The sequence below is a fragment of the Micromonospora sp. ATLC20 genome, from assembly GCF_057196585.1.
Map to the genome: position 1 here is coordinate 1 of NZ_JBXUOV010000023.1, position 25,422 is coordinate 25,422.

Consider the following 25,422-nt stretch of genomic DNA (forward strand, 5'->3'; position numbering starts at 1 on the left):
ACGTGCCCCTGCGCCGCCGCGGCGGCCCACTCGGCCACGTCCGGCGCGACCCCGTCGCGGCGGACCAGCACCTCGGCCACCGCTGCGGGGGGCGGCTGCCGCAGGGGTACGACGCGGCAGCGCGACCGGATGGTCACGGAGATGTCGTCCGGGTGGGTGGACGGGGCGCAGAGCAGGAAGACGGTACGCGGCGGCGGCTCCTCGATCGCCTTGAGCAGCGCGTTGCCGGCGGCCTCGGTGAGCCGGTCGGCGTCCTCGATGATCACGATCTGCCACCGGCCGCCGGACGGCGCGCTGGCCGCCCGCAGCACCAGCGCGCGCATCTCGTTGACGCCGATGGACAGGCCCTCCGGCACCACGAGGCGGACGTCCGCGTGGGTGCCGGTGAGCGTGGTGTGGCAGCCGGGGCAGGTGCCGCACCCGGTGCCGTGCACGCACTCCAGGGCGGCGGCGAACGCGCGGGCGGCCACCGATCGGCCCGATCCGGGCGGCCCGGTGAAGATCCAGGCGTGGGTCATGCCGGCGCCCGGATCGGCCGGCGCCGGACCCGGGTCGCCGTCGTGCTCCTCGGCGAGCGCGTCGAGGTCGTCGTACCCGCCCGCGGGGGACGTCACCGGCGCGCGCAGCAGGGCGGCGGCCGAGGCGGCGGCCCGCCGCAGCATGGCCACCGCCTCGTCCTGCCCGACCAGATCGCCGAAGACGTCGGTCATCGTCGGGGTTGCTCCATCGTCACCAGCTCCGCGTCGGATAACTCGGGCTGGACCGAGGTGTCCGGGCCCTGCGCCGGACGGGGGTGCACGATGCCGGCCGGATCGGCGAGCAGCTCGCCCACCCGGCGGGCGACCGCGTCGGCGGTCTCGTCGATCGGGCGGGACGCGTCGAGCACCAGGTAGCGCTTCGGGTCGCCGGCGGCGAGGTCGAGGAAGGCGTACCGGACCCGCTCGTGGAACGTCAGCGACTCGGCCTCCAGCCGGTCGGTGCCCTCGGCGCGGTCCTCGACCCGGCTCAGGCCGGTACGCGGCTCGACGTCGAGCAGCACCACCAGGTCGGGCTTGAGGCCGCCGGTGGCCCAGGAGGAGAGCCAGGAGACCTCGTCCACCGGAAGCGTCCGGCCGGCGCCCTGGTAGGCGAGCGACGAGTCGACGTACCGGTCGCTGATCACCACAGCGCCGCGTACGAGCGCCGGGCGGACGACTGTGGCCACGTGGTGCGCCCGGTCGGCGGCGTAGAGCAGCGCCTCGGCGCGCGGCGACGGCGCCTCGCCGGGAGTGGTGCCGAGCACCAGGGAGCGGATCCGTTCGCCGACCGGCGTGGCACCCGGCTCGCGGGTGACCACCACGTCGCGGCCCTGCGCGCGCAGCCGGTCGGCGAGCTGGGCGAGCTGGGTGGACTTGCCGGCGCCCTCGCCGCCCTCGAAGACCACGAACAGGCCGCTGGAGACGAACGGTTCGGCCGGCATCAGCGGGCGGCCCCGGATCGAGCCCCACAGGTCGGCGAGGACCGGTACGCCCTTCTTGTCGTCCATCTGGCCGAACGCGCTGATTCCGGCGATGATGCCGGCTGCGCCGGCGGCGAGCAGCAGCAGGCGGGTGGAGGAGATGGAGATGCCCAGGTCGGCGATGGTGAGCTGGCGGGAGCCGCCGACGCCGACCAGGAGGCTGCTGAGCGCGATGGCCAGGATCAGCACCAGCCGGGTGCCGATCTGCACCACCGCGAAGACCCGGCCGCGCACCTCGTCGGCCACCTCGCCACCGAGCAGCGTGGTGCCGGCCAGGAACGCCATGCCGGCGCCCGCGCCGACCAGGATCGCGCCGAGGATGGCCATCGACAGGTGGATGGCGAACGCGAGCACCAGCACGGAGGCGCTGGCGAGCACGATGCTCATGCCGAACCAGCGGCGGCGGGACATGTCCCGCACGATCATCGGCCCGAGGCCGATGCCGAGCGCCAGGCCGACGAAGATCGCGCCGAAGAGCAGCGAGAACGCGGCATCGCCGGCGCCGAGCGAGTTCGCGAAGAACTTGCCCGTGCCGACCACGATGCCGCCGCCGGCGAACGCGCCGAAGATGCCCAGCACCAGGCCACGCACCAGCGGGGTCTGGCCGATGTATTTCCATCCCTCGGAGAACTGCCGGAACATGCTCTGCTCGGTGCGCTCCGCCTCGGCGCGCTGGGCTTGGCTGATCTCCTTGATCCCGATCGCCACCACGAGCGCGGTGGCCAGGCGGGAGAGGGCGTTGAACCAGAGCGCGAGCTGGGCCGGCTCGGCCCAGTTCGGCAGGTCGCCGCCGAACGCGCCGGGCAGGCCGCGGGTCAGCACGGCCAGCGCGACGGCCGCGGCCACCGGCGTCAGGCCGTACGTGGTGATCAGCGTGAGCTGGTTGGCCGCCTCCAGCCGGGTACGCGGGATGAGGTTGGGGACCGCCGCCTCCTTGGCCGGGATCCACAGCAGGGTGATCGACTCGATCAGGAACGTGGCGATCAGCGCCCAGCCGACCACCAGCCCGCCCGCGGCGCCGGTGAGCGCGTACAGCGGGATCGAGGCGAACAGCACGAAGCGCAGCAGGTCGCAGATGACCATCGTCCACCGGCGGTCGAACCGGTCGGCGAACACGCCGGCCACCGGGCCGAGCACCAGCGCCGGGAGCAGCCGGATCGCGGTCACGCCACCGAACGCGGCGCCCTGGGCGGTGCTGCCGGAGACCTGGGAGGCGGCGAACAGCGCGGTGGCGAGCAGGCCGAGCCAGTCGCCGAAGGAGGCGGCGCTGAGCACGATCCACAGCCTGCGGAACGGCCGGATGCGCAGCACCGAGCGGATGGCGGCGACGCCGGAGTGGTCGGCGGCTGTCCCGGACGACGACACGCCGGGCGACTCGCCGTTGTTCTGGCTTTCGATGGCCGTACCTCCACGTGCCGGCCCAGGTCTGGGCATCCCCGGTGGAACACTCTAGTCGCGCAGGAAGGGTCGTCCCCCGCGACATTCACCTGCTCGCCGAGCCTAGGCCGCCGGGACCACCGCCCGCAGCCCGGACAGACGCGAGGGTATTTCGCATTGCCGTCCAGACAGTTAGCGTGCAGACGTGGCCATCGACCGTGACAAACTTCGCGAGCGTCTCGACCGGGCGACCGCTCACCTCGACCCGCCGTACGCCGTGGTCGACCTCACCGCGTTCGACACCAACGCCGAGGCGCTCGCCGGCCGCTCCGGCGGCAAGCCGCTGCGCGTGGCGAGCAAGTCGGTACGCGTCCGCGAGCTGCTGACCCGGGCGCTCAAGCGGCCCGGCTGGCACGGCGTGATGGCCTTCACGCTGCCCGAGGCGCTGTGGCTGGTCCGCTCCGGGGTCAGCGACGACGTGCTCGTGGCGTACCCGACGGCCCACCGGGGCGGCCTCGCCGAGCTGGCCGCCGACCCGGCGCTCGCCGACGCGGTGACGCTGATGGTCGACGACACCGGGCAGCTCGACCTGATCGACGCGGTCTGCCCGCCCGCGCGCCGCCCCGCGCTGCGGATCTGCCTCGACCTGGACGCCTCCTGGCGCCCGCTGGGCGGCCGGGTGCACGTCGGCGTGCGCCGCTCCCCGGTGCACAGCGCCACGGCGGCCGGTGCGCTCGCCTCGGCCGTCGCCGGCCGGCCGGGCTTCCGGCTGGTCGGCCTGATGTCGTACGAGGCACAGATCGCCGGCCTCGGCGACGCGCCGCCCGGACAGGCGATGCTCGGCTCGGCGATCCGGGTCGCGCAGCGCGGGTCGTACCGGGAACTGCTCGCGCGCCGCTCGGCTGCGGTCGGTGCGGTACGCGAGCACGCCGACCTGGAATTCGTCAACGGCGGCGGCACCGGCAGCGTGGCCGCCACCAGCGCGGACCCCGCGGTCACCGAGGTCACCGCGGGCTCCGGCCTGTACGGGCCGACGCTGTTCGACGCGTACCGTGCCTGGCGGCCGACCCCGGCGGCGTTCTTCGCCTGCTCGGTGGTCCGTCGCCCGGCACCCGGGCTGGCGACGGTGCTCGGCGGCGGCTGGATCGCCTCCGGCCAGGCGGCGAGCAGCCGGCTGCCGCGGCCCTGGCTGCCGCACGGGCTGAAGCTGCTCGGCGCGGAGGGCGCCGGCGAGGTGCAGACCCCGCTGGCCGGGAAGGCCGCCGACGACCTGCGCGTCGGCGACCGGGTGTGGTTCCGCCACGCCAAGGCGGGCGAGCTGTGCGAGCACGTCAACGAGGTGCACCTGATCGAGGGGGACGCGGTGGTCGCCACCGTGCCGACCTACCGGGGCGAGGGGCACGCCTTCCTCTGAGCCGCCCCGCGGCTCCGCCCACCACGTGACGACGGCGGGCCCCGGCGCACCCGGGAACCCGCCGCTCGGCGTACCGCTCAGCCCTGGTGGACGGCCTCCGTGGGGGCGTTCACCTGCCGGTGCAGGTACTCCCGGATGAGCGCCTTCGCCTCGACCAGCACCCGCTCGTCGCCGTCGGTGCGGCGGCGGAAGGCCAGCTTGATCAGGGCATCGGCGGCCTCCACCGCGACCTCCAGGTGGAACCGCAGGTCGGGTACACCGGCCAGGCCGAAACGCTCGGTGAGTACGCGGGCGAGCTGCTCCGCGATGACCCCGTTGTTGTCCCGCTGGTCGTCCAGCAGGTGCAGGTCGACCACGTCGCCGAAGTGCAGGGTACGGAAGCCGGGGACGGTGCGGTGCATCGAGATGTACTCGTCGATCGCCGCGTCGACGCCGTCCCACCAGTGGGTCAGGTCGTCCGAGGAGAACCGCTCGTCGAGCCGCTGGAGGTAGGACTCCATGGTGCGCAGCGTCAGCGCCTGCACGATCGCCCGTTTGTCCGGGAAGAACTGGTAGACCGACCCGATCGCCACCTCGGCACGCTCGGCGAGCAGGGTAGTGGTCAGCCCTTCGTACCCCACCTCGTCGACGAGCTCGGCGCAGGCGTCCAGCATCCGCTGGACCCGCGCGACACTTCGACCCTGCACCGGTACCCGACGCAGCGGCCCGGTCGTGGCGGCTGGTGTGGACACTCGGCGCCACCCCCCTTCGACGGATGAACATATCTGCACGTCACGAGTCTGTGACTACCGGTACAACGAGCCGGGCTCGATTGCGGTATTTACCAGGCACAACGTTCCTGATATGAATTCAGTTCATATTCATGTCGAGGAGTGGCCGCGATGACCGGTACCACCGCCACCTGGTCCAACTGGGCCGGCAACCAGCACAGCACCGCGCTCCTCACCGTGCGCCCGCATAGCGTCTCCGACGTGGCCGAGGCGGTGCGCCAGGCCGCGGCGGCGGGCCGGACCATCCGGGCCACCGGCAGCGGCCACTCCTTCACCGCCACCGCCGTCGCCGACGGGCACCGGATCGACCTCGCCGCGCTGGAGACGGACGTCGAAGTCGATGTGGCGCGCCGCCTGGTCACCGTACCGGCCGGGATGACGTTGCACACGCTCAACGAACTGCTCGCCGGGCACGGCCTCGCGATGCCGAACCTCGGCGACATCGACGCCCAGACCATCGCCGGTGCGCTCTCCACCGGCACCCACGGCACCGGCGCGAAACTGGGCTGCCTGTCCACCTTCGTGGCCGGGCTGACGCTCGTCACCGGCACCGGCGAGGTGCTGCGCTGCTCGGCCGAGGAGAACCGCGACGTGTTCGACGCCGCCCGGGTCGGGCTCGGCGCGGTCGGCGTGCTGGTCGAGGTCACGCTGCGCTGCGTGGACGCCTTCGTGCTGCGCGCGCACGAACGCCCGGCCCCGCTCGCCGAGGTGCTCGACGACCTGCCCGGCCTCTACGACGCGCACGACCACGCCGAGTTCTACTGGTTCCCGTACACCGACCGGGTGCAGGTCAAGACCAACGACCGGGTACCCGCCGACGATCAGCCACTGCCCGGCTGGCGCGGCTGGCTGGACGACGAGTTCCTCTCCAACACCGTCTTCGCCGGCGCCTGCCGCCTCGGCCGCGCCGTACCCGCCCTCGCACCCACGATCAGCGCCGTCTCCGCCCGCGCGCTCACCGAACGCACCTACACCGGCCGCTCCGACCGGGTGTTCTGCACGCCGCGCCGGGTCCGCTTCGTAGAGATGGAGTACGGGCTGCCGCGCGAGGCGCTGCCGACCGCGCTGGCCGAGCTGCGCCGGATCGTGGACCGGTTGCCGTTCAAGGTGCTGTTCCCGGTCGAGGTGCGGTTCACCGCCGCCGACGACATCTGGCTGTCCCACTCGTACGGGCGGGACTCGGCGTACATCGCCGTGCACCAGTACGTGGGCATGCCGTACGAGCCTTATTTCCGCGCGTTCGAGGAGGTGGCGGCGGAGTTGGGCGGCCGCCCGCACTGGGGCAAGCTGCACTGGCGCACCGCCGACTCACTGGCGGCGGCCTACCCGAGATTCGCCGACTTCCAGTCCGTCCGCACCCGCCTGGACCCCCATAACCTCTTCCAGAACCCCTACGTGACCCAGGTCCTGGGCGCCTGAAGACCTTGGTACGAGGACGCCCTTTGAGGGGCGTTTCCGTACCAAGATCTCGGCGGTTGTCCACAGGGACAGCGACGACGGGCGCTGTTCGGGTGGGGTTGCCGGTGTGGAGATGCCAGGGGACGACGCGGGCGAACTGAGCTGGTTGCTCTTCCATCAGGCGCGCGTGCTGGGTGCGGCGCAGGCTCGGCGGTTCCTGTCCGAGAAGGCGGTCCGGCACCGCATCGCCAGCGGGCGCTGGCGGCAGGTGCACCCCAGGGTCTACGTCACGCACGACGGTCCCGTCGGCCCGGATGAGCGACGCTGGATCGCGGTGCTGGCGGCTGGACCGGCCGCGACGTTGGGCGGGCTCACCGCGGCCCAGTGCTGGGGACTCAGGCGCTACGAGAGCCGGCTGGTGCATCTGCTGCTGCCGGCACGGCACCAGACCCGGGCGCTGCCACCTGGCGTACGGATCCACCGCACCACAGTGCTGCCGTCGGAGGACGTGCTCGCGGTCGGCCGGCCCCGCCGGACCATGCCGGCCCGCTCGCTCGTCGACGCGGCGCAATGGGCGGCGACCGACGAGGAGGCACGTGCCGTCGTCGCGGCGGGCTTCCAGCAACGCCTGGTGTGGGGCGACGACCTGCACCGGGTGTTGGAACGGCTTCCCCGGGCTCGTCGCCGCCGCCTGATCCTGACGACTGCCACCGACGCGGCGGGCGGCGCCCACTCCCTCGCCGAACTCGACTTCCTCGATCTCGTCCGGCGGGCCGGGCTGCCCGAACCGTCCCTCCAGGTCGTGCGGCGGGACGCCACCGGGCGGCGGCGCTACCTGGATGTCTGGTTCGAGCGGTGGCGTGTGCACGTCGAGATCGACGGCGGGCAGCACCTCGACCCGAGGACCGCCTGGGCGGACATGCAGCGGCAGAACGACGTGTGGGCCACCGGTGACCGGGTGCTCCGCTTCCCCGCCTGGGCCGTCCGCAACGACCCCACCCGAGTCGTGACCCAGTTGCGTGCCGCCCTGCGATCCGCGGGCTGGCCGGGCTGAGATCTTGGTACGGACCCGCCCCTGGAAGGGCGCCTCCGTACCAAGATCACTCGTTCGGGGTTGAGGTCGCCTTCTTGGGGGCGGCCTTCTTGGCCGTCGTCTTCTTGGCCGCCGTGGTCTTCTTCGCGGCCGTGGTCTTCTTGGCCGTCGTCTTCTTGGCCGCGGTGGTCTTCTTCGCCGGAGCGGCCTTCTTCTTCGGCGCCGGGCCCTTCGCGCGCTTCTCGGCCAGCATCTCCGACGCCTGCTCCAGCGTCAGTTCCTCCGGCGTCTGCCCGCGCCGCAGCGACGCGTTGAACTCGCCGTCCGTCACGTACGGTCCGAAGCGCCCGTCCTTGATCACCAGCGGCTTCTCGGTGAGCGGGTCGTTGCCCATCTCCCGCAGCGGCGGCGCGGCCGCCCGGCGCTGACGCGTCTTCGGGGCGGCGAGCAAGGCCAGCGCCTCGTCCAGCGTGACGGTGAACATCTTGTCTTCCGAGTCCAGCGAGCGGAACTCGTCACCGCGCTTGACGTACGGGCCGTAGCGGCCGTTGTTGGCGACCACCTCGGCGCCGTCCGGGGCCACGCCGATCAGCCGGGGCAGGCGCAGCAGCTGCAACGCCTGCTCCAGGGTGAGGCTGTCCGGCGTCTGCGAGCGCAGCAGCGACGACTTGCGCTCACCGCTCGCGACGTACGGGCCGAACCGGCCGGACTTGAGCACGATCGGCTCGCCGGTCGACGGGTCGTCGCCGAGCTTGCGCTCACCGCCGCCGCCGAGGAACAGCTCGTGCACCTTCTCCGGGGTCAGCTCGTCCGGCGCCAGGCCCTCCGGGATCGGCGCCCGGTCACCCTGCGAGCCGCCCTCCTCGCCCTCACCCTCACCCTCACGCGAGGCCGAGGCCGAGGCCGAGGCCGAGCCGGGCAGCGCCCGCTGGAGGTACGGCCCGTACCGGCCGACCCGGACGACGACCTCGCGGCCCTCGTCGTCGGTGAACAGCGGGATGGAGTTGACGCTGCGCGCGTCGATCTCGCTGAGGTTCTCGGTGACCAGCTTCTTCAGGCCACCGGCGTGCGCGATGGCCTGGTCGCCGGTGCCGTTGGTGCTGCCGAAGTAGAAGGAGGTGAGGAAGTCGACGGCGGCGTGGTCACCACCGGCGATCTCGTCCAGCTCGTTCTCCATGCTGGCGGTGAAGTCGTAGTCGATCAGGCGCGGGTAGTGCCGCTCCATCAGCCCGATCACCGCGAACGCCAGGAACGACGGGATCATGGCCTGGCCGCGCTTCACCACGTACCCGCGGTCCTGGATCGTCTGCATGATCGACGCGTACGTGGAGGGCCGGCCGATGCCCAGCTCCTCCAGGGCCTTGACCAGCGACGCCTCGGTGTAGCGGGCGGGCGGCTGGGTGTGGTGGCCCTGCGCGGCCAGCTCGTCTGCGGTCAGCGGCTGGTCCTTGACCAGCGTGGGCAGCCGCCGCTCGGCGTCCTCGGCCTCGGCGTTCTCGTCGTCGCTGGACTCGACGTACGCGCGCAGGAAGCCCGGGTCGGTGATGGTCTTGCCGGTCGCGCCGAAGTCGGCCTCCTCCTGGGCGGAGGAGACGGCGCGGATGCGCACCGACACGCTGGAGCCGACCGCGTCGGTCATCTGCGAGGCGATGGTGCGCCGCCAGATCAGCTCGTAGAGCTTGAACTCCTCGGCGGACAGCTCCTTGGCCACCTCGCCCGGGGTGCGGAAGTTGTCGCCCGCGGGGCGGATCGCCTCGTGTGCCTCCTGCGCGTTCTTCACCTTGCCGGTGTAGCGGCGCGGCTCCGGCGGCACGCTGCGCTCGCCGTACAGCTCGACGATCTGCCGGCGGGCCGCCGCGATGGCCGTCTCGGACAGGTTCACCGAGTCGGTACGCATGTAGGTGATGTAGCCGTTCTCGTACAGGCGCTGCGCGGTGCGCATCGTCTGCTGCGACGAGAACCGCATCTTGCGGGCCGCCTCCTGCTGGAGCGTGGAGGTGATGAACGGCGCGTACGGGCGGCGGCGGTAGGGCTTCTCCTCGACCCGGGTGACGGTGAACGGCCGGTCGGCCAGGCGGGCGGCGAGCCCCCGGGCCCCGCCCTCGTCCAGGTGGACGACACCCGCACCGGCGCGAACACGACCAGTGGTCGGCTCGAAGTCCTTGCCGGTGGCGATCCGGTCACCGTTGAGCGCGACGAGCGTGGCGTTGAACGTGCGCGGGCCCTCGCCCGGCTTCGCCACGGCGAGCGTGGCCAGGATGTCCCAGTACTCGGCGGTGCGGAACGCCATCCGCTGGCGCTCCCGCTCGACCACGATCCGCGTCGCCACGGACTGCACCCGGCCCGCCGACAGCTTCGGCATGACCTTCTTCCACAGCACCGGCGAGACCTCGTAGCCGTAGAGGCGGTCGAGGATGCGCCGCGCCTCCTGGGCGTCGACCAGGTCGCGGTCGATCTCCCGGGGGTTCGCCACGGCGGCCTGGATGGCCGGCTTGGTGATCTCGTGGAAGACCATCCGCTTGACCGGCACCTTGGGCTTGAGCGTCTCCACCAGGTGCCAGGCGATGGCCTCGCCCTCGCGGTCCTCATCCGTCGCCAGGAAGATCTCGTCGACCTCCTTGGCCAGCTTCACCAGCTTACTGATCTGCTGCTTACGGTCGGGCGACACCACGTAGAGGGCGTGGAAGCCGTTGTCGACGTCGACGCCGAGGCGCGCCCACGGCTCACCCTTGTACTTCGCCGGGACGTCGGCGGCGTTGCGGGGCAGGTCCCGGACGTGGCCGAAGCTGGCCTCCACGACGTACCCCGGGCCGAGGTAGCCCGAGATCGTCTTGGCCTTCGCCGGTGACTCGACGATGACCAGACGGGTGGTTCCAGCGTTGCTCGGCACGTCTCTCCCCGACCTCACTCCTACGCCATGCCCGCTTCGGGCCCTGTTGCGCCACCCGGACCAGAGGCGGTCCGGATGTCCAACGTAACGCGCCGTCCGCGTTCCGGGTTTCGTGGGCGGCAAACGGGCCGCCCTCCCGGCGACCGCCGGCCGCACCCTGCCGGACGGCGTCACGGTACACCGTGGGTAGGGCGACAGGCGGGTCACTGTGACGATCGCGTACACCCGGCGGAGCCGTCGCCGGGTGTCCGGCTTCGGACACCCGGCGGTCAGCCGGGCGAGCCCGGCCACTCCGCCGCCGGCGCCGTGGCCGGCCGTTCCCCCACCAGTTCGGCGAGCCGCGACATGCGCCGCCCGCCGATCCGGAACGCGGGTCCGCCCTCGTCCGGCTCCACGAACGCGGCCGGCAGGCCGACCGCCGCCAGCGCGGCGCGGACCACCGGCCAGGACGGCTCGTCGGCCGGTCCGAGCCGCAGCCGGAACCCGGCCGGCTCGGCCGTGCCGGCCGCGGCCGCCCAGAGCCGCAGCCGCCGTCCGTCCAGGTAGAAGCGGGCCGGCGGCCGCTTCACACCGCCGCGCAGCCAGGCCCGCGCGAGCGGCGCCAGCATGCTCGTGTACGCGGTGCGCACCCGGTGCCGCCCGTCCTCGGTCGGCTCCCAGCTCGCCGGCACGCCCCGGGCACCCAGTTCGGCCACCAGCACGTGCACCCGCCAGGCGGCGTCGACCACCACGGAGATCCGGGCCGTGCCGCCCATCCGCCCCACCTCACCCGGCCCGGCGAGCAGGCCGGCGAGATCCGCCAGGGCCGGATCGGCCGCCTCGGTGGAGAACAGTGAGGGCTGGCGGGCGGGGTTCGGGGTGGGAGGGGTCAGCGACACTCCGGGACCTCGTCGAAGGCCTCTTTCAGCTCGGTCGAGTTGAGCTTGCTGGTGTCCAGCGCGCTCGCGTCGTACTCCTTGTTGAGCGTGTCCACGGCGGCGCGCACGCCGTCGTAGAACGGCCCGGCCTGGGCGGTGTCGAGCCGGTCGATGGCGCCCCGGGCCCGGCCGTACGCGTCGCGCATCTTGCTCAGCGACCCGAGGAACCCGGCGGACACCTCGGCGCCGCGTTCGGCCTCGGGCACGCCCGCCTCCTCGACCTTGCGCCGGGCCGTCTCGCTGGCCTGCTCGGCGCCGGCGAAGAGCCGGACCAGGTTCTCCTTGGCCTGCGGCGGAGTCGTCTGCGCGGTCATCTGCTGCTGGGTGCTACTGGTCAGCTTCGAGATCTCCGCGCGCCACGGGGTGAGCGCCTGGCACACCGACGCGGCCCAGACCCGAGGGCTGGGACCGCCACCGCACCCGGTGACCACGAGGACCAGCGTGGCCAGGACCACCGTGAGCTTTCCGGCGGTTGCCGCCCGGCGCGTACGCATGCGAAGCAGCGTACGACCTCCGGGCGGAACCGCCACCGGTCAGGTTTGCCGGGCACCGGGTTCCCGGCCGGCCGGGGCCGGCCGGGAACCGTCGCGTGCGATCAGGCGTTCACCGTCTCCGGACGCTGGTCCGGGGTGCCGGCGTCGCTGTCCTCGTCGGTCATCGCCACGCCCTTGCGCTTGCTGAACACCACCGCCGCCGCGATGATCAGCGCGGCGACCACGGCGATCGTGATGCGCAGCGCCGGGTTCTTGTCGTCGCCCACGCTCCAGGCCACCACGGCCGGGGCGATCAGCAGCGAGACCAGGTTCATCACCTTGAGCAGCGGGTTGATCGCCGGGCCGGCGGTGTCCTTGAACGGGTCGCCGACGGTGTCGCCGATGACGGTGGCGGCGTGCGCGTCGGAGCCCTTGCCGCCGTACGCGCCGTCCTCCACCAGCTTCTTGGCGTTGTCCCAGGCGCCACCGGAGTTGGCCAGGAACACCGCCATCAGCGTGCCCGCGCCGATCGCCCCGGCCAGATACGCCGCCAGCGCGCCGGGGCCGAGGCCGAAGCCGACAGCGATCGGGGCCAGGATGGCCAGCAGGCCGGGGGTCATCAGCTCGCGCTGCGCGTCCCGGGTGCAGATGTCCACGACCTTGCCGTACTCGGGCCGCTGGGTGCGGTCCATGATGCCCGGCATCTCGCGGAACTGCCGGCGTACCTCCATCACCACGGCACCGGCCGAGCGGGAGACCGCGTTGATGGCCAGGCCGGAGAAGAGGAAGACCACTGCGGCGCCGATGATCAGGCCGACCAGGTTGCGCGGGTTCGACACGTTCAGCGAGTTGAGGATCTCGCTGCCCACGTCGTTCACTCCCGCGTCCTCGTAGGCGGAGCGCAGCGTGTCGGTGTACGAGCCGAACAGCGCGGTCGCGGCCAGCACCGCGGTGGCGATCGCGATGCCCTTGGTGATCGCCTTGGTGGTGTTGCCGACGGCGTCCAGCTCGGTGAGCGTCCGCGCGCCGTGCTCGTCGATGTCGCCGGACATCTCGGCCACGCCCTGCGCGTTGTCGGAGATCGGGCCGAACGTGTCCATCGCGACGATGACGCCGACGGTGGTGAGCAGGCCGGTACCGGCCAGCGCGACGGCGAACAGCGACAGCGTGATCGAGCTGCCGCCGAGCAGGAACGCGCCGAAGACGCCGGCGCCGATCAGCAGCGCCGAGTAGACGGCCGACTCCAGGCCGACGCTGATGCCGGCGAGGATGACGGTGGCCGCGCCGGTCTGCGAGCTCTTGCCGATGTCCTGCACCGGGCGCCGGTTGGTCTCGGTGAAATAGCCGGTCAGCGCCTGGATCGCGGCGGCCAGCACGATACCGATCACCACCGCGCCGATGGCCACCAGCCGCGGGTTGCGGTCGACGTCGGTCAGCCCGCCCTCCAGCTCGGCGAACGTGGCCGGCAGGTACGCGAACGCGGCGATCGCGACGAGCACCGCGGCGAGCAGCGCGGACAGGTAGAAGGCCCGGTTGATGGCGGTCAGGCCGTTGCGGTCGCTGGTGCGCAGCCGGGTGATGAACACGCCGACGATCGCGACGAGCACGCCGATGGTGGAGATGATCAGCGGGAAGACCAGGCCGGTCTCGCCGAACGCGGCCCGGCCGAGGATCAGCGCCGCGACGAGCGTGACCGCGTACGACTCGAACAGGTCGGCGGCCATGCCGGCGCAGTCGCCGACGTTGTCGCCCACGTTGTCGGCGATGGTGGCGGCGTTGCGCGGGTCGTCCTCCGGGATGCCCTGCTCGACCTTGCCGACCAGGTCGGCGCCGACGTCGGCGGCCTTGGTGAAGATGCCGCCGCCGACCCGCATGAACATGGCGAGCAGCGCGGCGCCGAAGCCGAAGCCCTCCAGCACGGTCGGTGCGTCACCCCGGAAGATCAGCACGACCAGCGCCGCACCGAACAGGCCGAGGCCGACGGTGAGGAAGCCGACCACGCCGCCGGTGCGGAAGGCGATCTTCATGGCGCCCTCGCGCCCGCCTTCCCGCTCCCGCGCGGCCGCCGCCACCCGCAGGTTCGCGCGGGTGGCCAGCCACATGCCGGCGCCGCCGATGAACGCGCTGAACAGCGCACCCACCACGAAGAACGCCGAGCGGCCGAGCTTCACCAGCGTTTCGTTGCCGTCGGTGTCGTGCACCGGCAGCAGGAACAGCAGCACGACGGCGATCACCACGAAGATCGCCAGCGTGCGGAACTGCCGCAGCAGGTACGCCGACGCGCCCTCCTGCACCGCGCCGGAGATCTCCTGCATGTTTGTGGTTCCCTTACCGGCCGCCAGGACCGCCCTGGTGAGGGCGGCCGCGAAGACGAGCGCCACCAGCGCGATGACCGCGGCGATGACGACGTACGTCACGTTGGCTCCGGTAAGGGACAGTGCGCCGCCGTCGGCGGCCAAGGTCCCGGACATCTATGTCCTCCTGTACCGAACAACTCGCGCCGACCTGTGGAGACGCACGGGCCGACGCCTGGATGCGGACTCGCAAGCGCGCGCCAACCCACCCCGGCGGACCAGCGATGAACTCCCGTTCCCGCTGGCTACGGGATGGGATCACTTGCTGACAACCCGCGTACTGTAGCCCTCCGGCGTGGCGGAGGTCACACCGAGGGGGCACCGTGTCTCGATGATCTTCGTAACTGTGTTATGCGAAGAAATCTGATATATGGCGCGGCCAATACGACGAGGCCGCGCTCCCCTCTCGGGGAACGCGGCCTGCGTGTGCGAATCGGGTCAGGCGCGGCCGGCCGGCCAGGACATCCGTACCTCGGTGCCGACGCCGTCCTCGACCGGGCGGACCTGGAGGTCCTCCACGAACCCGGCGAGCAGCGCGAAGCCCACGCCGGTGGTGAGCGCGTCCTCGCTGAGCGACTCCTTGGCCAGCTCGTCCGGGCCGAGCGCGGCCAGGCCGAGACCCGCCTCGATCGGGGCCCGGTCCACCACCCGGACCGTGTAGCCGCCGCCGTCGGACATCTCCACGTACACCGGGTCGGCCAGGCCGTACTGCCGGTGGAGCGCCACCGCCCGGGTGCACGCCTCACCGATGGCCAGACGCACCTCGTCCAGCAGGTCCTCGCGTACGCCGGCCCGCCGGGCCACCGCGACGCCGACCAGGCGGGCGGTGCGCACGTGCACCGGGGCCGGAGAGAAGGACAGCTTGACGGTCGCCATCACGCGCCGGTGGAGTCGGCGGCGATGGCCGCGTCGACCGTCGGATGCAATGGGAAGACCTGGTCCAGGGCGGTGATCCGGAAGATCTTGAGCAGCGGTTCCTTGTCGCAGACCAGCGCGAACGAGCCACCGGCCGAGCGCAGCCGCTTGAGCGCGCCGACGAGCACACCCAGCCCGGTCGAGTCGAGGAAGTCCACCCGGCCGAGGTCGACCACCACGTGGCGGGCCCCGCCGTCGATCAACTCCAGGAGCCGTTCCCGCAGGCGGGGGGCGGTGTAGACATCCACCTCACCACCGACCTCGAGCACCGTGTGCTCCCCCACGGCGCGGGTCGCCAGCGACAGCTCCATCGGTCCCTCCTCGGTAAACTCTCCTGGGCATCTAACCATCCCCCCGTGCGGCCCTCTCGGGTCACCGGCCACGCCCTCCCCCATACCCCCACCCTGCGGTTCCCAATTCCGAACACCAGTGCGAGAGTGCAGGACGTGACCGACCACAGCCCCGGCCCGCGGCGTGCGCCGGGCGAGCTGCTGCGCCGGTTGCGGCTGCGTCACCCCACCGACCCGGTCACCCACGTCGAACGCGTCCCGGCCCGCGCCGGCGAGCCGGTCGGGTGGCCCGGCTGGGCGCCGGAGGAACTGCGGGCGGCGTTCGCGCGGCGCGGCGTCACCGCCCCGTGGCGGCACCAGGCCGAGGCCGCCGAGCTGGCGTACGCGGGCCGGCACGTGGTGGTCGCCACCGGCACGGCGTCCGGCAAGTCCCTGGCGTACCAGCTTCCCGCACTGAGCACGCTGCTCGCCGACCCGCGCGCCACGGTCCTCTACCTGGCGCCGACCAAGGCGCTCGCCGCCGACCAGCTCCGCGCCGTCGCCGGTCTCGAACTCGACGGGGTACGCCCCGCCACCTACGACGGGGACACTCCGCGCGCCGAGCGGGAGTGGATCCGCCGGCACTCCCGGTTCGTGCTGACCAACCCGGACATGCTGCACCACGGCATCCTTCCCGGGCACGCCCACTGGTCCGGGTTCCTGCGACGGCTCGCGTACGTGGTGGTCGACGAGTGCCACACCTACCGGGGCGTCTTCGGCTCACACGTCGCGCACGTACTGCGGCGGTTGCGGCGGCAGTGCGCGCGCTTCGGGCGTACCCCCGGTCAGGCGCTCGCAGGCTCGCGCGGCACCCCGACCTTCCTCCTGGCCTCCGCCACGTCGGGTGACCCGGCGGCGGCGGCCGGGCGGCTCACCGGCCTGCCCGTCACCGCCGTCACCGAGGACACGTCGCCGCGCGGCGGGGTGACGTTCGCGCTCTGGGAGCCGCCGCTGCTGCCGCCCACCGATTCGTCAGTCGACGCCGACCTCGTCCAGGTCCGGCGCTCGGCGCTGCGGGAGACCGCCGACCTGCTCGCCGACAGCGTGGTCGAGGGGGTACGCACGCTCGCGTTCGTACGGTCCCGCCGGGGCGCCGAGGTGGTCGCCGCGAACGCCCGGCGGTCGCTCGACGAGGCGGTGCCCGGGCTGGGCGACCGGGTGGCCGCCTACCGGGCCGGCTACCTGCGCGAGGAGCGCCGCGAGCTGGAACGGGCGCTGCTGCACGGCGACCTGCTCGGCCTCGCCTCCACGAACGCCCTCGAACTCGGCGTCGACCTGGTCGGGCTGGACGCGGTGCTGATCTGCGGCTGGCCCGGCACCCGCGCGTCGCTGTGGCAGCAGGCCGGGCGGGCCGGGCGCTCCGGCGACGAGGCACTCGCCGTGCTGGTGGCGCGGGACGACCCGCTCGACACCTACCTGGTGCACCACCCGGAGGCACTGTTCGGGCGGCCGGTCGAGGCGACGGTGCTCGACCCGGCCAACCCGTACGTGCTCGCGCCGCAACTCGCCTGCGCCGCCCACGAGTCCCCGCTCACCCCGGCCGACCTGGACCTGTTCGGCGAGGGTGCGAAGGAGGCGGTGGACTCGCTGGTCGAGGCGGGGGCGCTGCGGCAGCGGCCCACCGGCTGGTACTGGCGGCACCGGGAACGCCCCGAGGTCGACCTGCGCGGCGAGGGCGGCGCCCCGGTGTGCGTGGTGGAGGTGTCCACCGGCCGCCTGCTCGGCACCGTCGACGGCGGGTCGGCGCACTTCCTGCTGCACACCGGCGCGGTCTACCTGCACCAGGGCGTCTCGTACGTGGTCGACTCGCTCGACCTGGCCGACGGGTGCGCGCTGGTGCACGCCGAGGAGCCGGACTGGTCCACCCACGCCCGCGACGTGACCTCGCTGTCGGTGGTGTCGGTCCGCTCGTACGTGGACGCCGGGCCGGTCGGCCTGTTCCTCGGCGAGGTGGACGTGACCAGCCAGGTGGTGTCTTACCAGCGGCGGCGCATCGCCACCGGCGAGGTGATCGACACCCGGCCGCTCGACCTGCCCGCCCGGGAGTTGCGCACCGTCGCGGTGTGGTTCACGCTCTCCCCCGAGTCGCTGACCGCCGCCGGTGTCGAGGCGGCGGACGTGCCGGGCGCGCTGCACGCCGCCGAGCACGCCGCCATCGGTCTGCTGCCGCTGATGGCGACGTGCGACAGGTGGGACATCGGTGGGCTGTCCACCGCCCTGCACCCGGACACCGAGGCGCCCACCGTCTTCGTCTACGACGGTCACCCCGGCGGCGCGGGTTTCGCCGAGCGGGCGTACGGCACCGCCGCCGCCTGGCTGCGCGCCACCCGGGATGCGATCGCCGAGTGCGGGTGCGAGACCGGGTGCCCGTCGTGCGTCCAGTCCCCGAAGTGCGGCAACGGCAACAACCCGCTGGCCAAGGCGGAGGCGGTGCAGGTCCTCGACGTGGTGCTGACCAACCTCGCCACTGTCACCGGCCCGGAGGCGGGCGTCGACCCGGAAGCGGGCGTCGACCCGGGGCGAGGCGAGGTGTTGCCCCGGCAGGGCGACCGGGTGGCCCGCCCGGCCCAGCCAGCCGGTGGCCCACCCGCGTGACCAGGCCGGGTGGGTGGCCTGCCCGTCCGCCAGTTCGGGGAGGTTGCGGTATCGGCGGGTGTTGGACCCCGCCACTTCCCCGAACTGGTGTCGATCAAGCTGGCTCGGACGGCCTTCCAGAGGCCGGGGTGTCTGGTTTGTGGGACGGGTGCATGAGGGTAGGGCCGTCGGGGCATTGATGTATGGGAGCGCTTCCATGCATCATTTCCGGTAGCGCACAGGTGACCCGAGACCCGTCCCGCCGGAGGTGCCGCCGTGGCCGACACGATCGCCGAGACCGTCGAGCTGCTCTATACCATCGACCAGGAGAACCTCACGCCCGACCAGCAGATAGCGCTGGGCACCGCGATGGCCACGCTCGCCCAGGCGGAACGGCTGGAGCAGATCAACGAGCGCCTGCGCGGTATCCATCAGGTGCTGAACAGCTGGGCGATGAAGGCCACGGTCGACGGCGGTCGTTGACCTCGCTGACCTTGCGCCTCGCCCGGTGTGCCGGCGGCGTGGTGTGTGGGTGCGATCGGGTGAGCGGTGGTCGGTCTGCTGTGCAAGACTCCGGCGACCCCTCGAAGGAGATCCCATGTCGCCCGACAACCTGCAGGCCCAGCACCGGTTCATCATCCGTCAGCGGCTGCGGATGATGGTCAACCAGTACGAGGTGCACTCGGTCGCGCCCGACGGCTCCGAAGGCGGGCTGCTCGCGTTCGCGCAGCAGAAGCGGCTCGCCTTCAAGGAGCAGGTGACCATCTACACCGATGACTCCAAGCAGTACCCCCTCCTCGGCTTCAAGGCCCGTCAGCGGCTCGACCTCGGTGCCACCTACGACGTGACCGATCATGCGGGCAACCCCATCGGGCTGTTCCGCAAGGACTTCGCCCAGTCGCTGCTGCGCTCGACGTGGCACGTCGAGCAGCCCGGCCTGCCGCCTGCCACCGGGCAGGAGCGCAGCCTGCCGGTGGCGCTGCTGCGCCGGTTCGTCGACTCGCTCTCCTGGCTGCCGTACCACTTCGACTTCATGGCCGGCGGCCAGCCGGTGTTCTCGGTCGACCGCAAGTGGGGCCTGCGGGACCGGTACTCGGTGGAGATCCAGCACCCGCAGATCGACCGCCGGCTGGTGATCGCCATGGCGGTCGGACTGGACGCCCTCCAGTCCCGCTGACCTGGCCCGGCTCTCGGCCTGGCCCGACTCTCGGCTCAGGCGCGGTTTTCGGCTCAGGCGCGGTTTTCGGCTCAGGCGCGGTTTTCGCGTGTCAGGACCGGGCCGGGCCGGCCCGGGACGTCGCGGTGGCGTCCCGGGTCAGTCCCGGCAGCGGCGCGACGCGTACCCGCGCCGTGACGATCAGGTCCAGTCCGTCGACCCGGCACCCGGTCATCCGGCCGCCGTTGACCGAGACCAGGTCGGCCGCGCGAGCGCAGGCGGCGTCCACGCCGTCGAGTACCCGACCGGCACCGGCCAGCGCACCGAAGTCCGCCGCGTTGCGGGCCTGATGCCGCGCGCACCGGGCCGCCCCGACCGCGGCGCCGAACACCCCGACCAGCACGAACACCAGTCCGATCGCGAGCAGGCAGACCGTGGCCCCGCCCCGGTCGGCCGAGGGCGCCCCACCAACGGGCTCCCCGCGCTCTCCGCTCCCCACGGTCCCGTCCACCCGGGATGTGGTCGTCCCGGGCCCGCTCGTTCTGAGCCTGCTTGTTCTGAGCCTGCTTGTTCTGAGCCTGCTCGTGTTGGCTGGCCCTTCCACGGCGAGCCGGCGGAACGAGGAGTCGGCCCCGGCACTGCTGGGACTCACGGCACCGGGCCCGGCGCGCCGGGTTCCACGGCGGCCACCGCCTCCGCCGACACGACCAGCCGGGGCAGCCGCGTACCGAACGTCCGGACCGGTGCCCGGACCGTCGCCGTGACCCGATCACCGGCCACCGTCACGGCCACTTCGGCGCCGTCCGGGGCGTACCGGGTTCCGGCGACCGCGCCGGACTCGCCCCGGGCTGCGGCGAGAGCCGCCTCCCGGGCCGCGTCGACGCACGCGACCCGGGTACCCACCGCGTTCACCGCAGTCAACCCGGCGACGAGGAGCAGCATGAGCGCCGGCAGGCCGGCCGCCAACTCGGCGGTGAACGAGCCCCGCTCGCACGCGACCCGCGAGCGCCACCCGCGCCACACCGCCCCGGCCCGGCGGCCGGCGGTGTCCCGGGCGGACTCGGTCGACACGTCGAGCGGATGGGGCGACCGGCCACCACGGCCGGCCCGCCGGCGCCCGATCACTTCAGGGCCCGGTCGATGACGGCGGTCAGCGCGGACTGCACGTTGCCGGAGGTCAGCACCTTCAGCAGGATCCCGGCGAAGGCGACCGCCGCGAGGGTGCCCACCGCGTACTCGGCGGTGTTCATACCCGCGTCACCTCGCAGGCGGGTGAGGAGCTTGCGCATGTCGTACGTCCCTTCTCGATGGTTCACAGCACGTCGCCGAGAACGGCGACGATCACCGGCACCAGACCGGCGAGAATGAAGGCGGGCAGGAAGCACAGCCCGAGCGGCAGCACGATGAGCACACCCGCGCGACGGGCCGCCGCCTCGGCCGCGGTCGACCGTTCGGCACGCAGGTCGTCGGCCAGCCTGGTCAGCGCGCGGGCCAGGGCGGCGCCGCTGTTCGACGAGCGGACGGCCGCCGCGACCACGGGTTCGGCACCGGCGACGCCGTCCAGGTGCGCCCACGCCTCGCCGGGGCCGCCACCGAGCCGGAGCGTGCGGCCGACCCGGCCGAGCCGGTCCGCGAGTGGCCCGTCGAGCGCCTCGGCGACGGCCAGCACCGAGCGGTCGACCGGTGCGCCCGCCCGCAGCGCGGCGGCCAGCAGGTCAGCGGCCAGCGGCAGGTCGGCGGTCTCCCGCAGTCGCCGTTCCCGGGCGGCGCGCGGCTCGATCCGGCGCAGCAGACGGTCGGCGACGACACCGGCCAGCAGCCCGAGGACCACGCCCGTCACCCCGCCGACGACCACGGCCACGGCGATCCCGGCCAGCGCTGCGCCGAGGCGTACCCGGTCCGGCCACCACGCCGGGCGAGTCGGCGGCGGTGCCGGGGCGAGCCGGCGCAGCCGCCGTACCGGACGGACGACCGGACCGGCGACGACCAGGAGCGACGCGGCGCCGCCGAGGCAGACGGCGGCCAGTACCTGGCGCGACATCAGGCGGCCCGCCCGGGCGTGACGCCGAGCCGCTCGGCCCAGAGCAACCCGCCGACCTGCAACACGACTGCCGCCACCGCGCTACCCGCACCCACCGGCGTGTGCAGGAGCACCGCCACCGGGTCCACCCCGATGCCGTAGCCGAGCCCGATCCCGCCGAGCGGCAACCCGGCGAGCAGCCAGGCGGTCGCCCGCGCCCCCGCGGCCTGGGCGGCGGCAGCGGCAAGTCCCCGGTCGGCGGCGCGGGCGTCGGCCTCGATCCGTTCCAGCAGATCGGCCAGCGGCGCGCCGGTCCGGTCAGCCAGCCTTCCGGCGGCTCGGGCCAGCCGCGCGACGCGTCCCGGGCCGTCGTCGACACCGCCGTCGGCGGGTAGCCCGGCCCGCAGGTCGGCGGCGACGGCGGCGAGCCGGTCGAGATCGCGGCGGTGCGCGAGGGCGGCCGTCCGGTGGGTACGCCGGCGCAGCACCGCCCGGGCCCCGAGCACGCCATAGGCGGCGAGCACCACGGCTGCCACCGGGCCACCGAGCAGCGCCCCGGTCACGGCGCCACACAGCGCCGCCACCGGCAGCACGCGTCCGGCGGACAGGGCGGGAGTGGTAGGCGAGACGTGTTCGACGGGAGGCGCTGACGCGGCGGGCGCGCCGAGTCCGGCCCACCTCCGGATCCGCCCCGCCAATCCGGGAACCGACGCCGACGAGCCGGACGCCGCTGCCGACCCGAGGTCGGACCATCGCCGTGTCTGATGCCCGGCTCCGGGTCGACGTCGTTCCCGGCCCCGGCCGGGCGGACGGGCGGACGCCGTCGGCCCGGAGTCAAGCGGCCGCCGCGGCGGTTCCGGGGATGCTGCACGCGCGCCCTTCGCCGGCTCGGCCGGGGTACCCGCCTCGCCCAGGACCGCCAGCCGCCGGGCGCGACCGGTTCGTACCGGCCAGGCCACGGCTACCGCCGCGGCGGCCAGGAGCAGCACCGCAGGCCAGAGGTGGCCGGTCACGACGGTTCCGCCGGGGTGGGCCACGCCGCCTGGAGGATCGGGGGCACCGGCGTTCCCCGCTCGCGCACCAGGTCGGCGAGCGCCCGGGCCGCCGGACCGAGACCTCTGCCTCGCACCCAGGCCGGCACCACTCTCACCACCCGGTCGGGCCCGTCGGGCAGCAGCAGGCCGATGGAGTCCAGGACGCGTCCCTCGCCGGTGCGGCGGAGCTGCAGGACTACCTGCAACGCGGCGGCGACCTGGGCGTGCAGCGCGAGCCGGGGCAGGCCGCCGAGCATCCCCAGCGCCTCCAGCCGGGCCGGAACGTCGGCCGGGGCGTTCGCGTGCAGCGTCCACGCCCCGCCGTCGTGGCCGGTGTTCAACGCGGCCAGCAGGTCGACCACCTCGGCGCCCCGGCACTCGCCCACCACCAGCCGGTCGGGCCGCATCCGCAGCGCCTGCCGGACCAGGTCACCGAGCCCGACGGCACCGGCACCCTCGACGTTCGCCGTCCGAGCCTGCAGGCCGATCACGTGCGGGTGCACCGGGCGCAGCTCGGCGGCGTCCTCCACCAGCACGATCCGCTCGGTGCCGGGCACGAGTCCGAGCAGCGTGTTCAGCAGCGTCGTCTTGCCGGATCCGGTGCCGCCGCTGACCAGGTACGCGAGGCGGCCCGCCACGAGTGCGGCGAGCAGCGGGGCGACCGGCCGGGGCACTGTGCCCCGCTCGACGAGTTCGTCGAGGGTGAACGGCCGCTGCCGGAAGGTACGCAGCGACAGGTAGGGCCCGTCGGTCGCCACCGGAGGCAGCACCGCGTGCAGCCGGGTGCCGTCGGGCAACCGCGCGTCGGCGTACGGCGAGGCGTCGTCGAGCCGGCGACCGGCCGCCGAAGTGAGGCGCTGCGCCAACCGGCGTACGTCGTCGAGCGTGCCCAGCGGCACCGCGACCTGCTGTAGTCCCCGTCCCCTGTCGACCCAGACCCGCACCCCGTTCACCAGTACGTCGGTGACCTGCGGGTCGGCGAGCAGCGGCGCCAGTGGCCCGGCGCCGACCAGGTCGTCGTGCACCCGGTCGGCGATCCGCAGCAGCGTGGTGTCGCCGAGCACCGCCGTCGCCGGTTCGGCGCGAACCGCGGAGACGATCGCCGCGGGCGTGACCGGGGTGGCCTCGGCGGCGAACCGGTGCCGGACCCGCGCGGCCAGTTCCCCCGGGCCGGCGGGCGCGGTCACGCCGCACCCGCGGCGGACGACCCGATCATCTCGTCCACGAGCCGCTGGCACAGCGCGGCGAGCGGCCCCTTCCCACTCGCGCCCGGCGCCTCGCCCCGCTCCAGCCCACGGCACAGCCCGGGCTCGGGTCGCAGCGTGCCGGCGAGCGGCAGCCCCAGCGCCCGGGACACCTCGGCCGCGCGCAGCCGACCGGGCGCCGGACCGCGCACGATGACCGACAGGTCGACGCAGTGCGGCGCGGCGACGGCGGCGACCCGGGCCGCGGCGGCCGCCGCCCGCAGCTCGGCCGGTACGACGAGCAGCGCCCGGTCGGCGGCCTGGAGCGCGACCACCGCCGCGTCGTCGAGGTGCCGGGGCAGGTCGAGCACGACCAGGTCCCGCCCGCGCCGGCCGGCGTCGACGGTGGCGGCCATCGCCTCGGCCGGCAGGTGCCGCAGGTCGCCCCGGTCCCAGGAGAGCACCACCAGGTCGCCCCGGCTGGGCAGCGCGCGGATCAGCGACGGCGGGTCGACCCGCCCGTCCGTGCCGGCCAGCTCGGGCCAGCGCAACCCGTCGAGCTGCTCCCAGCCGAGCACCAGGTCGAGACCGCCGCCGAGGGGGTCGGCGTCGACGAGCAGCGTGCGGAGCCGGGACCGGGCCGCGCTGACGGCGAGCCCACCTGCCAGCACGCTGGCTCCGGCGCCGCCCCGGCCGCCGAGGACAGCCACCACCCGGCCCTGACCCGGGCCCGCCGGACCGGCCACGCACTCGGCGAACCGGTCGACCAGCCAGGGCTCGGCCGCCGGCAACGTCGCGACGTGCTCCGCGCCGACGAGTTCGGCCAACTCCGTACCCGGGTCGAGCTCTCCGGAGCGACCGACCAGGACCGTGCGGGCGCGGCGGGGAAGGCGCGCCCGCAGGCAGGCCGCCGCCTGGTCGGCGCCGATGAGCACCAGCGGCGCCGGCGCCCAGCGGGCCCGGGCGGCGGCCGGATCGGCCGCCAGCTCGACCTCGGTGCCGCCGGCCGCCGCGAGTCGCAACAGCTCGTCGAGAAGGTCGCCGTCGGAGGTGACGAGCAGGGGCAGGCGACGGTACGGCGGGAGCGGGGTACGGGGCGGCATGGCGGCCTCCATCAGTCGAACTCGGACGTGCCGCGGTGCAGCCTGCCCGGCCGGGGGAGGTGAGACAGGTGCCCTGTGGACAACGGAGGGCGTTGTGGACAGACCTCGGTGGCCCGGTTGATCTGCTATGCGCCGGAGACGGGAACAACGAGTGGCCCGTCGGCCATTGACGACGGGGACGATCAGTAACGGATAATCGGGGCCCCTCGCCGCTCGATGAACGGCACCGGCTTGCGGAATCGAGGCCATGACCGATTCACCGCACCCCCTCACGCCCCCCTCGGTACGACCCCACTCACGGTCCGCCCCCACGGCCGGCAGCGAGATCTGGCTCCGCGATCCGTCGCCGACACTGCTCGCCGCCATCGCCATCGGACTCGTGGTCGTGGTGCTGGCGAGCATCGTCAGCGTCTTCGCCGCACCCCGTCGCCCCGACCTCCCGCCGCCGCTCGAAGGCCAGGCGATCCTGGCATCCCCGACGAGGGCGGGGTCGGTGACGGAGACGCCCGCCGAGTCCTACGCGCCGCCGTCGGTGTCGTTCTCCAGCCGTGCCGTGCCGCCCAGCCGCACCGCCGCACCGACCCGCCGCCCCACCCCGAGCAGCCGGCCGACCTCGTCGAAGCCCACGCCTCCCCGGCCGAAGCCGCCGGTGGTCGGGCCCGGGGAACTGGCCCCGCTGCCGGCCTCGCGCGAGTCGCGGCTGCGCTCGCACGGCGGTGGTCCGTCGACCTTCATCGACTTCGTCAACACCCGGGAGTCGACAGTGGTGGTCCACTGGATCAACTACGACGGCCGTCGACAGCAGTACGCGGTTCTGCGCCCCGGGCAGTCCTACCGGCAGCAGACATACGTCGGTCATCCGTGGGTCGTGGCCGACGAGCGAGGCCGAGGCTTGGTGTGCTTCGAGCCGGACCGGCGGACGCTGCGCGCGGTGATCCGGTAACTCCCTTGCCGGGCCCGACCGGCGGCTGCGACGCTCCGTC

23 protein-coding genes are annotated in these 25,422 nt (G+C 73.6%); 7 read left to right on the top strand and 16 right to left on the bottom strand.

Going from position 1 to position 25,422, the window contains the following annotated elements:
- Together AC2CHG_RS07910 and tmk are read right to left on the bottom strand one after the other, a co-directional pair.
- Positions 1-710 (bottom strand): DNA polymerase III subunit delta' (locus AC2CHG_RS07910; protein WP_484524448.1); only part of this gene is annotated, 710 nt, incomplete at its 3' end.
- Positions 707-2,863 (bottom strand): dTMP kinase, encoded by a 2,157-nt coding sequence (tmk, locus tag AC2CHG_RS07915; protein ID WP_357207355.1) that lies wholly within the window; start codon positions 2,861-2,863, stop codon positions 707-709. The genes AC2CHG_RS07910 and tmk, both read right to left, overlap by 4 nt.
- Positions 2,864-3,080: 217 nt before the next feature.
- On the opposite strand from tmk, the gene AC2CHG_RS07920 reads away from it, so the two are divergent.
- The gene (locus tag AC2CHG_RS07920) at positions 3,081-4,289 is read left to right on the top strand and encodes an amino acid deaminase/aldolase (protein WP_355511973.1); all 1,209 of its coding nucleotides are present in this window, start codon (positions 3,081-3,083) and stop codon (positions 4,287-4,289) included.
- A 77-nt stretch (positions 4,290-4,366) separates the two neighbouring features.
- Here the strand turns inward: AC2CHG_RS07920 and AC2CHG_RS07925 are convergent, their stop codons facing one another.
- Positions 4,367-4,942: a TetR/AcrR family transcriptional regulator gene (locus AC2CHG_RS07925; protein ID WP_030274442.1), complete on the bottom strand. Its 576-nt coding sequence runs from the start codon at positions 4,940-4,942 to the stop codon at positions 4,367-4,369.
- 219 nt (positions 4,943-5,161) lie between these two features.
- Between AC2CHG_RS07925 and AC2CHG_RS07930 the strand changes: the two genes are divergently transcribed.
- Both AC2CHG_RS07930 and AC2CHG_RS07935 read left to right on the top strand, forming a co-directional pair.
- Positions 5,162-6,478: a D-arabinono-1,4-lactone oxidase gene (locus tag AC2CHG_RS07930; protein ID WP_484524449.1), complete on the top strand. Its 1,317-nt coding sequence runs from the start codon at positions 5,162-5,164 to the stop codon at positions 6,476-6,478.
- A 112-nt stretch (positions 6,479-6,590) separates the two neighbouring features.
- Positions 6,591-7,511 carry a DUF559 domain-containing protein gene (locus tag AC2CHG_RS07935; RefSeq protein ID WP_484524450.1) on the top strand — a complete coding sequence of 307 codons (921 nt, stop codon included), beginning with the start codon at positions 6,591-6,593 and terminating at the stop codon, positions 7,509-7,511.
- 46 nt (positions 7,512-7,557) lie between these two features.
- On the opposite strand, the gene topA is transcribed toward AC2CHG_RS07935, so the two are convergent.
- From topA to AC2CHG_RS07965, 6 genes are all read right to left on the bottom strand, one after another.
- Positions 7,558-10,380, bottom strand: a complete 2,823-nt coding sequence (topA, locus tag AC2CHG_RS07940) for a type I DNA topoisomerase (protein WP_484524451.1) — start codon at positions 10,378-10,380, stop codon at positions 7,558-7,560.
- A 269-nt stretch (positions 10,381-10,649) separates the two neighbouring features.
- Positions 10,650-11,258, bottom strand: a complete 609-nt coding sequence (locus AC2CHG_RS07945; protein ID WP_484524452.1) for a hypothetical protein — start codon at positions 11,256-11,258, stop codon at positions 10,650-10,652.
- A complete protein-coding gene (locus tag AC2CHG_RS07950) occupies positions 11,249-11,791 on the bottom strand; it encodes a hypothetical protein (RefSeq protein ID WP_262015348.1) in 543 nt (180 codons plus the stop codon). Before AC2CHG_RS07950 ends, AC2CHG_RS07945 begins: the two co-directional genes overlap by 10 nt.
- A gap of 101 nt (positions 11,792-11,892) precedes the next feature.
- Entirely contained in the window at positions 11,893-14,241 is a 2,349-nt protein-coding gene (locus AC2CHG_RS07955; RefSeq protein WP_366618409.1) for a sodium-translocating pyrophosphatase, read from the bottom strand.
- 321 nt (positions 14,242-14,562) lie between these two features.
- Complete coding sequence (locus AC2CHG_RS07960) at positions 14,563-15,000, bottom strand: ATP-binding protein (RefSeq protein WP_262015346.1); 438 nt, start codon at positions 14,998-15,000, stop codon at positions 14,563-14,565.
- Positions 15,000-15,350, bottom strand: coding sequence for an STAS domain-containing protein (locus AC2CHG_RS07965; RefSeq protein WP_013283649.1), 351 nt, complete (start codon positions 15,348-15,350; stop codon positions 15,000-15,002). The genes AC2CHG_RS07960 and AC2CHG_RS07965 overlap by 1 nt, the downstream gene beginning before the upstream one ends.
- 135 nt (positions 15,351-15,485) lie before the next feature.
- Here AC2CHG_RS07965 and AC2CHG_RS07970 point away from each other — a divergent pair, with 135 nt between their 5' ends.
- From AC2CHG_RS07970 to AC2CHG_RS07980, 3 genes are all read left to right on the top strand, one after another.
- Complete coding sequence (locus AC2CHG_RS07970; RefSeq protein WP_484524453.1) at positions 15,486-17,963, top strand: DEAD/DEAH box helicase; 2,478 nt, start codon at positions 15,486-15,488, stop codon at positions 17,961-17,963.
- A 255-nt stretch (positions 17,964-18,218) separates the two neighbouring features.
- Entirely contained in the window at positions 18,219-18,425 is a 207-nt protein-coding gene (locus AC2CHG_RS07975; protein ID WP_013283647.1) for a hypothetical protein, read from the top strand.
- 115 nt (positions 18,426-18,540) lie between these two features.
- On the top strand, positions 18,541-19,119 hold the full coding sequence (locus AC2CHG_RS07980) for an LURP-one-related family protein (protein ID WP_091414614.1): 579 nt from the start codon (positions 18,541-18,543) through the stop codon (positions 19,117-19,119).
- 91 nt (positions 19,120-19,210) lie between these two features.
- Here the strand turns inward: AC2CHG_RS07980 and AC2CHG_RS07985 are convergent, their stop codons facing one another.
- From AC2CHG_RS07985 to ssd, 7 genes are all read right to left on the bottom strand, one after another.
- Positions 19,211-19,597: an Rv3654c family TadE-like protein gene (locus AC2CHG_RS07985; protein WP_402814186.1), complete on the bottom strand. Its 387-nt coding sequence runs from the start codon at positions 19,595-19,597 to the stop codon at positions 19,211-19,213.
- A 149-nt stretch (positions 19,598-19,746) separates the two neighbouring features.
- Complete coding sequence (locus AC2CHG_RS07990; protein ID WP_402814183.1) at positions 19,747-20,169, bottom strand: TadE family type IV pilus minor pilin; 423 nt, start codon at positions 20,167-20,169, stop codon at positions 19,747-19,749.
- 50 nt (positions 20,170-20,219) lie between these two features.
- Positions 20,220-20,387 (bottom strand): DUF4244 domain-containing protein, encoded by a 168-nt coding sequence (locus AC2CHG_RS07995; protein WP_013283643.1) that lies wholly within the window; start codon positions 20,385-20,387, stop codon positions 20,220-20,222.
- 23 nt (positions 20,388-20,410) lie between these two features.
- Positions 20,411-21,139 (bottom strand): type II secretion system F family protein, encoded by a 729-nt coding sequence (locus tag AC2CHG_RS08000; RefSeq protein WP_402814180.1) that lies wholly within the window; start codon positions 21,137-21,139, stop codon positions 20,411-20,413.
- Positions 21,139-22,131, bottom strand: a complete 993-nt coding sequence (locus tag AC2CHG_RS08005) for a hypothetical protein (RefSeq protein WP_402814177.1) — start codon at positions 22,129-22,131, stop codon at positions 21,139-21,141. Before AC2CHG_RS08005 ends, AC2CHG_RS08000 begins: the two co-directional genes overlap by 1 nt.
- Positions 22,128-23,339: a TadA family conjugal transfer-associated ATPase gene (locus AC2CHG_RS08010; RefSeq protein WP_402814174.1), complete on the bottom strand. Its 1,212-nt coding sequence runs from the start codon at positions 23,337-23,339 to the stop codon at positions 22,128-22,130. The genes AC2CHG_RS08005 and AC2CHG_RS08010 overlap by 4 nt, the downstream gene beginning before the upstream one ends.
- Entirely contained in the window at positions 23,336-24,439 is a 1,104-nt protein-coding gene (gene ssd / locus AC2CHG_RS08015) for a septum site-determining protein Ssd (protein WP_484524454.1), read from the bottom strand. The genes AC2CHG_RS08010 and ssd overlap by 4 nt, the downstream gene beginning before the upstream one ends.
- A 247-nt stretch (positions 24,440-24,686) precedes the next feature.
- On the opposite strand from ssd, the gene AC2CHG_RS08020 reads away from it, so the two are divergent.
- A complete protein-coding gene (locus tag AC2CHG_RS08020) occupies positions 24,687-25,382 on the top strand; it encodes a VHL beta domain-containing protein (protein WP_484524455.1) in 696 nt (231 codons plus the stop codon).
- Positions 25,383-25,422 lie beyond the last annotated feature (40 nt).